The 8,332-nt window shown below is 63.6% G+C and carries 6 protein-coding genes; 5 read left to right on the forward strand and 1 reads right to left on the reverse strand.

All coding sequences use genetic code 11. From position 1 onward, the window contains the following. Window positions 1-4: 4 nt before the first annotated feature. Window positions 5-895 carry a LysR family transcriptional regulator gene (locus tag AC4FAH_RS11590; protein ID WP_054554935.1) on the reverse strand — a complete coding sequence of 297 codons (891 nt, stop codon included), beginning with the start codon at window positions 893-895 and terminating at the stop codon, window positions 5-7. Between the two features lie 359 nt (window positions 896-1,254). On the opposite strand from AC4FAH_RS11590, the gene leuC reads away from it, so the two are divergent. The 5 genes from leuC to AC4FAH_RS11615 form a co-directional block, all read left to right on the forward strand. Further along, window positions 1,255-2,706: a 3-isopropylmalate dehydratase large subunit gene (gene leuC, locus AC4FAH_RS11595; protein ID WP_043335560.1), complete on the forward strand. Its 1,452-nt coding sequence runs from the start codon at window positions 1,255-1,257 to the stop codon at window positions 2,704-2,706. Between the two features lie 11 nt (window positions 2,707-2,717). Further along, window positions 2,718-3,371: a 3-isopropylmalate dehydratase small subunit gene (gene leuD / locus AC4FAH_RS11600; protein ID WP_107335256.1), complete on the forward strand. Its 654-nt coding sequence runs from the start codon at window positions 2,718-2,720 to the stop codon at window positions 3,369-3,371. Between the two features lie 145 nt (window positions 3,372-3,516). Continuing rightward, window positions 3,517-4,599 carry a 3-isopropylmalate dehydrogenase gene (leuB, locus tag AC4FAH_RS11605; protein ID WP_043335563.1) on the forward strand — a complete coding sequence of 361 codons (1,083 nt, stop codon included), beginning with the start codon at window positions 3,517-3,519 and terminating at the stop codon, window positions 4,597-4,599. 218 nt (window positions 4,600-4,817) lie between these two features. Next, complete coding sequence (gene asd / locus AC4FAH_RS11610; protein WP_192838485.1) at window positions 4,818-5,939, forward strand: aspartate-semialdehyde dehydrogenase; 1,122 nt, start codon at window positions 4,818-4,820, stop codon at window positions 5,937-5,939. Window positions 5,940-6,395: 456 nt separating this feature from the next. After that, on the forward strand, window positions 6,396-8,332 hold a 1,937-nt coding region (locus AC4FAH_RS11615), incomplete at its 3' end, for a type IV pilus assembly protein FimV (RefSeq protein WP_490246066.1).

Genomic DNA, 8,332 nt, shown 5'->3' on the forward strand with positions numbered 1-8,332 from the left:
TGCGCTAGAGGTTTCTCGACGCCGCATCCCTTGCGCCTTCCAGCAGTTCGATCATCGCGCTGGCGGCGTTCGAGAGGGTGCGGTTGTTGTGATAGAGGTAGCCGAGCTGGCGTTCGATGGGGCGGTGGTCGATGGGCAGGATCTCGATCTCGTCGTCGATCATGCTTTCCGGCAGGACGCTCCAGCCCAGGCCGATGGCGACCATCATCTTGAGGGTCTCGAGGTAGTTGGTGGACATCGAGACTTCCACCGAGAGGCCGTCACGCGCGAAGGTATCGATGACGATGCCACGCGTGAAGGTCAGGTGGCCCGGCAGCACGGCGTCGTGCTGTGAGAGGGCGGCCAGCGGCAACGCTTTGTGACCTGCCAGCGGGTGATCACGCCCGCATACGAAGCGCATCTCATCCAGCCACACCGGCACCACCGTCAAATTGGGATCGCGATGCGGTGCCAGGGTGACGACGGCCAGTTCCAGCTCCCCATCCAGTACGCCCTGATAGGCCTGTTCCGAATCCAGAAAGCGCATGTCCATGCGCACCTCGGGGTGGGCCATGGTGAAGGCCTTGAGCAGCGGTGGTAGCCGGTGCAGGCCCACATGGTGGCTGGTGGCCATCGTCAGGCTGCCTTTTACCTCGCCGGAAAGATTGCGCAGCGCACGCCGTGTGTCATCGTGCATCACCAGAATGGCGCGGGCGCGGGGCAGCAGGATATTGCCGGCCTCCGTCAGCGAGACACGCCGTCCGATGCGATCGAACAGCCGTGCGCCATGCAGTTGCTCCAGCTGGGCGATGCGCTTGGAAACGGCCGGCTGGGTGAGGTGCAGCTGCTCGGCGGCAAGCGAGAAGGAGGCGGTTTCGGCGACGGCGACGAAGGCCTGCAGAGAGGGTGTGTCCATGTGGGGCAGCTATCCTGTCATGAGGGCGTTCATAGGGGCATTCAGGGGAGCGTCAAGCGGGGCGATCGATGCCGCCGCAGGCGGATGCACTCCTGCTCAAGACCTGATGAGCAATGGTATTCCTTTTGGGAATCCAAAGCATGAAAAACATGAATTGCTTTTATTCATTGTCGCCGAGTACTCTTGATGGCACAGGACGCGGCGGCGATGCTGGAGCCTGCAAGCAAGTGGTCACTATCCACGGGCTCGCACGACCGCCCCGCCATCAACACTGGACGACACACCCTCATCAAGGGGCCGTTACGAGCCCCGAGGCAGCAAGCGCGCTCTTACCGTAAGGCGCCACGAGGAGACACGACATGGCTAGCCAGACCCTTTATGACAAGTTGTGGGATCAGCACCTGGTCAAGCAACGCGAAGACGGTACTGCACTCATCTACATCGACCGTCACCTGCTGCACGAAGTCACGTCGCCGCAGGCATTCGAAGGGCTGCGTCTGGCCGGTCGCAAGCCGTGGCGTCTGGATGCCAACCTGGCAACGCCGGACCACAACGTGCCGACGTCTCTCAAGGAGCGTGCTGCCGGTATCGCGGGCATCGAGGACGAGACCTCACGCATCCAGGTGCAGACCCTCGACGACAACTGCAACAGCTTCAACATCGAGCAGTTCACCATCAATGATGCGCGTCAGGGCATCGTGCACGTGGTCGGGCCGGAGCAGGGCGCGACTCTGCCGGGCATGACCGTGGTGTGTGGCGATTCCCACACCGCGACCCACGGTGCCTTCGCGGCACTGGCCCACGGGATCGGCACCTCCGAGGTCGAGCACGTGCTCGCCACCCAGTGCCTGATCCAGCGCAAGATGAAGAACATGCTGGTGCGCGTCGATGGTCGTCTCGGCACTGGCGTCACCGCCAAGGATGTCGTGCTCGCCATCATCGGCGAGATCGGCACCGCCGGCGGTACCGGCTACGCCATCGAATTCGGCGGCTCTGCCATCCAGGACATCTCCATGGAAGGCCGCATGACCATCTGCAACATGGCGATCGAAGCCGGTGCGCGGGTCGGTCTGGTCGGTGTCGATGACATCACCATCGACTATCTCTACGAGCGCCCCTATGCGCCGAACGCCCAGCAGTGGGAAGCGGCCGTCGCCGACTGGCGCAATCTGGTCTCCGATGCGGACGCCGAATTCGACAAGGTCGTGGTGCTCAAGGCCGAAGACATCGCGCCGCAGGTCACCTGGGGCACCAGCCCGGAGCAGGTCACCAGCGTCAATGGCGTGGTGCCGGACCCGGCCGCGGCCAGCGATGACACCGAAGCGCGTGGCATCACCCGTGCGCTCGAGTACATGGGCCTCAGCGCTCAGCAGAAGATCACCGACATCAAGCTGGACCGCGTGTTCATCGGTTCCTGCACCAACTCACGTATCGAGGATTTGCGTGAAGCGGCGCGCGTGGCCGAAGGCCGCACGGTCGCCAAGAGCCTCAAGCAGGCGATGGTGGTGCCGGGGTCTGGCCTGGTGAAGGCGCAGGCGGAAGCGGAAGGGCTGCACGAGATCTTCCTCGCGGCGGGCTTTGAATGGCGTGAGCCGGGCTGCTCCATGTGTCTGGCGATGAACGCCGACAAGCTGGGCGCCGGTGAGCATTGCGCGTCCACCTCCAACCGCAACTTCGAAGGCCGTCAGGGCTTCGGTGGGCGTACGCACCTCGTCAGCCCGGCCATGGCCGCCGCTGCCGCGATTGCGGGTCACTTCGTTGATGTTCGTGACTTTGCCCCCATCCCTACCAACAACACTCAAGTCGCCTGAGGAGGCCCGACATGGAAAAGTTCATTCGCCAGCAGGGCCTCGTGGCACCGCTTGATCGCGCCAACGTCGATACTGACCTGATCATCCCGAAGCAGTTTCTGAAGTCGATCAAGCGTACCGGCTTCGGGCCGAACCTCTTCGATGAGCTGCGTTATCTCGATGAGGGCTATATCGGTCAGGACATCAGCAAGCGTCCGCTGAATCCGGATTTCGTGCTCAACCAGCCGCGTTACGCGGGTGCCAGCGTATTGCTGGCGCGTCGCAACTTCGGTTGTGGTTCCTCGCGGGAACACGCGCCCTGGGCACTGACCGACTTCGGCTTCCGCGTGGTCATCGCGCCGAGCTTCGCCGATATCTTCTACAACAACTCGTTCAAGAACGGTCTGTTGTTGATTACCCTCGACGAGGACACGGTGGACCGTCTGTTCAAGGAAGCCGAGGCGGTGGAAGGATATCGTCTGGATATCGACCTCGAGGCACAGGCGGTCATCACGCCGTCCGGTGAGTCGATTCCCTTCGAGGTCGACAGCTTCCGCAAGCATTGCCTGATGGAAGGCCTGGACGATATCGGTCTGACCCTCAAGGACCAGGACGCCATCGACAGCTTCGAGAAGCGTCATCGCACCGAGCGTCCGTGGCTGTTCCGCGACGGCAAGACGGCCTGATCTGGCCAGCGTCGCGTCAGTCAGCGCCTGACATCGCAACATATTCGTCATGGCTCGCCGTCCAGAATGGCGGCGAGCCCAGTCTCAGCACCGACGGTGAACCGTCGGTCTCGCCGGAAGACTTCCGGCCCAAGGAGAGTTCCAGATGAGCCGCAATATCCTGATTCTGCCCGGTGATGGCATTGGCCCGGAAATCACTGCCGAAGCCGTGAAGATCCTTGAAGCCGCCCGCAGCGAAGGTCTGGACATCACGCTGAGCGAAGGCAAGGTCGGTGGTGCAGGGTATGACGCGGCCGGCCACCCGCTGCCGGCGGAAACGCTGGAGGCGGCCAAGGCGGCGGACGCCATCCTGCTCGGCGCAGTCGGCGGCCCGCAGTGGGACAAGCTCGAGGACATCTCGCTGCGTCCGGAACGCGGCCTGCTGGGGCTGCGCAAGGAGCTTGAGCTGTTCGCCAATCTGCGTCCGGCGATTCTCTACCCGCAGCTGGCCGAGGCCTCCAGCCTCAAGCCGGAAGTGGTGTCCGGTCTGGACATCATGATCGTGCGTGAGCTGACCGGTGGCATCTACTTCGGTCAGCCGCGTGGCATCGAGACGCGTGATGGCCAGCAGGTCGGTTACAACACCTACGTCTACTCCGAGTCCGAGATCGAGCGCATCGGTCGCACCGCCTTCGAGATGGCGCAGAAGCGCAACAAGAAGCTGTGCAGCGTCGACAAGGCCAACGTGCTGGAAGTCACCATGCTGTGGCGTGACGTGATGGAGCGCATCTCCGCCGACTACCCGGATGTCGAGCTGTCGCACATGTACGTCGACAATGCCGCCATGCAGCTGGTGCGTGCTCCGAAGCAGTTCGACGTGGTGGTCACCGGCAACATGTTCGGCGACATCCTGTCGGATGAGGCCGCCATGTTGACCGGCTCCATCGGCATGCTGCCGTCCGCCTCGCTGAATGCGGGTGGTCAGGGCATGTATGAGCCGTGCCACGGCAGCGCGCCGGACATCGCGGGTCAGGGCATCGCCAACCCGCTGGCGACCATCCTGTCGGTGGCCATGATGCTGCGCTACTCGCTCAACGAAGCCGCCTGGGCCGAGCGCATCGAGAAGGCGGTCGGCGTGGTGCTGGATGAAGGGCTGCGCACTGCCGACATCGCCTACGCCGGGACGCGCAAGGTCTCCACCTCCGAGATGGGCGATGCCGTGCTGGCCGCCTTCAAGGCCCAGGCGTAAGGCAAGACCCGCGTGAACGCCGCCAGCCAGCGGCGTTCTCGCGATGATCATGGGGGAGCTCGGCGTGCGTCGCCGGGTTCTCATGTCAGGACCTGCGGCTGGAGCGTTGGGCAAGGCTCGCCTCGTGTGAGTTGCCTGTGCTCGCTGCGGGTCATTCCTGTGTCGGGAGCGGTGGTGTCTTCCATGCTCCCGGCCGTGCATGAACAAGGAGAACAAGCATGTTGAAAGTCGGATTTGTCGGTTGGCGTGGCATGGTCGGTTCCGTGCTGATGCAACGCATGCGTGATGACAACGATTTCGCCGGTATCGAGCCGGTATTCTTCTCCACCTCCCAGGTCGGTCAGGCCGGTCCTGACGTGGGCACGCCGGTGCCGGCGCTCAAGGATGCCAATGACATCAATGAGCTGAAGGCGCTGGATGTCATCGTCACCTGTCAGGGCGGCGACTACACCAAGCAGGTGTTCGGCCCGCTGCGTGAAGCCGGCTGGAAGGGCGACTGGATCGATGCGGCCTCCACCCTGCGCATGGACAAGGACGCCGTGCTGGTGCTGGACCCGGTCAACCGTCACGTGATCGACCAGAAGATCGGCGCCGGTGCCAACACCTTCGTCGGCGGCAACTGCACCGTCAGCCTGATGCTGATGGGCCTGGGTGGCCTGTTCGAGGCCGGCATGGTCGAGTGGATGACCTCCATGAGCTACCAGGCGGCGTCCGGCAGCGGTGCGCGCCACATGCGTGAGCTGCTGACCCAGATGGGCCAGCTCAATGGCAGCGTGGCCTCCGAGCTTGCGGACCCGGCCAGCGCCATCCTCGACATCGACCGCAAGGTGACCGCCACCATGCGCGGCGATGACTTCGCGACCCAGCAGTTCGGTGCGCCGCTGGCCGGCTCGCTGCTGCCGTGGATCGATTCCGCGATGGAATCCGGTCAGACCCGCGAGGAGTGGAAGGCCGGTGTCGAGGCCAACAAGATTCTCGACAGTCAGGGCAACCCGATCATGATCGACGGGCTGTGCGTGCGTATCGGTGCGATGCGTTCCCACTCCCAGGCCTTCACCGTCAAGCTCAAGCAGGACGTGCCGCTGGACGAGATCGAAGACCGCCTGGCCAAGCACAATGACTGGGTCAAGGTCGTCGCCAACACCAAGGAAGACAGCCTCAAGCACCTGACGCCGGCCGCTGCGACCGGCACCCTGACCGTGCCGGTCGGCCGTCTGCGCAAGCTGGCGATGGGTGGCGAATACCTGTCCGCCTTCAGTGTCGGTGACCAGCTGCTGTGGGGGGCCGCGGAGCCGCTCAAGCGCATGCTGACCATCCTGCGTGAACATCGCGCAGCCTGATCGCACTGTGTAGCAGCATGTCGTCGGGTTCATTGCGAGCCTGACCTGAAAGCGCCCTCGGCTCTCTGGAGTCGAGGGCGTTTCTCTTTTGCACGTTACGTCATGGAAGGTCGGTGATTTCAGGTAAGAGATAGGTCACTGATGTCACGGCGAGTACCAGATATCTCAGTCTTTCCTGCGCATTTTTTGCGATTTTGACTGGCGCTTTTGATGCATGATGGCAGGGAGGTGTTTTTTACGGGTATCGTAAAGGGGATATCGTCGAGCTGGTCACTCGCGATATGACGCCTCTGCGGCCTTTATCGATCGTGGGCCGTCACTCTATCGTTGAAACTTTTTCCACTTTGCCAATGGCTTCCCGCACTCTTGGGACGGACTCTCTGGTATCTTGTGTAAGTATACGTAACATAATGCGCAGGCCGGGCAATGATTCGGCCGCATACGAAGGGACACTCAATGGGACGCAAGCTTCCTCTCGCACTGGCGGTGTCGTTCGCCGTCTACAGTGCTCAGGCCTTGGCAGTCGGCATGGAATCGCCGCGGTTGCGCTCGAATCTGAATCAGCCACTGGACGCGCGCATCGGCCTCACGGATACCTCGGGCCTCGATGCCAGCCTCATCAAGGCCGGCGTTGCCGATTCTGCCGCCTTTACGCGAGCGGGCGTCGATCGCAGCTACGTCAGCGATGACATCAAGGTTGCCGTCAAGCAGCAGGGTGGGCGCTACTACCTCCAGCTGTCCACCAATGGCGCGGTACGTGAGCCCTATGTGGACCTGCTGCTGGATGTCGAATGGCCCAATGGCAAGCTGCAGCGTCAGGTGACCCTGTTGTTCGATCCGGCGGGCTATTCGAGTCAGCCGTCATTGGTGACACCTGCCGGCGCGCGCTCGCGCCCGCTGGCCACCAACGATTCCTCGCCGACGCGTTCCGTGGTGTTCCGCGACAATGCCCAGCCCAGCCAGGCTGCCTCGCGCAGTGCGTCATCCAGCACACCGCCGTCCAGCATCAAGGTGCGCAACGGTGATTCGCTGTGGACGATCGCGCGTCGCGTGCGTCCGGATGCCAGTGTCAGCATCCGTCAGGCGATGCTGGCGATTCAGGAAGCCAACCCCAGGGCCTTCCCGGGCGGCAACATCAACAAGCTGCGTGCGGGAGTGGTGCTGAGCGTGCCGGACCGCAGCACCATGTTGGGACGTTCGCGTACCGAGGCCGACAAGGAAGTGCGTCAGCAGTATCAGCAGTGGGTCGCGGGCGCGCAGGGCAAGACCGTGCCGGCTCCCGCCAGCAAGAAAACCGCTGCGGCCAGCACATCGAACGAGCCTTCCGCCAGTGCTGCGCCTGCGGCCACGGCCGCACCGAGCGGCCCCGCCAGCGCGGGTGCCGACGGCAAGCCGCGTCTGACGCTGCTGGATGAAGACGGCAGCAAGCCCAAGGCGGCGGCAGCCAGTGGTCAGATCTCCGCGGGTAGTCAGCAGGCGATCGATGAACTGTCCGATCGCCTCGAGTCGCTGGAAGATCAGCTGCTGACCAATCAGCAGCGCCTCGATCAGCTGGAGCAGGAGCGTGATGACCTGCGCAGTGAAGTGGCCTCCCTGCGCAACGAAGTCGGTGAGCTGCGAGCGTCGCTGGCAGAGCGTACCGAGCAGCTCGAGACGGCCAAGGTGCTGCTCGCCAAACAGAATCGTCTGCTCGTCAACAGCGGCATCTCGCCGTTGGCGTTGCCGGAAAGCCTGATCGCCGCCGGGGTGGACCTCGGTCAGCCGCGCGACGGCGAGGGCAATCTGGTGTTGCCCAAGCAGCCGTGGCCCCAGGCGACCTGGCAGTGGGTGCAGGACAACCTGGCCATCGTCGGCGGGGCGGCCGGGGCATTGCTGCTTCTGTTGCTGCTGCTGTTGCGTCGCCGCTCCGGTTCCGGGGGGGATGAGAACATGAGCTTTGCCGATGCGGTCCGCGGCAATGAAGAGCCCGACCAGGACAAGCCACGCGTCTTCCCGGATACCTTTGCGGCCTCGACTGCCGCTGCCGCCGCGGGTCACAAGTCATCCGCGTCTGAAGATGCCAACGTGGCGGCGCGCCGGGGTTCCGGTAGCCTCGAGCCGCTCTCCCAGCCGGAAGCGGCTGCGATCAGCGAGGCGGACATCTTCATCGCCTACGGCCGCTTCGATCAGGCCCAGGCCCTGCTGGAAGCCGGTCTGGTGGAAGATCCCGCACGCCAGGACCTGCGCCTCAAGCTGATGGGAGTCCATGGCGAGCTTGGCAACGCCGAAGCCCTGCATCATGAAGGTGAGCAGGTGCTGGCGGCCGGCAATGAGGAAGAGCGTTTCGAGGCTCAGGCGCTGCTGGATCGCTACAGTGTCTCAAGCAGTGCGCTGCGTGCTGTCGCAGGCGGCGG

The sequence above is a fragment of the Cobetia sp. genome (genome assembly GCF_983723665.1).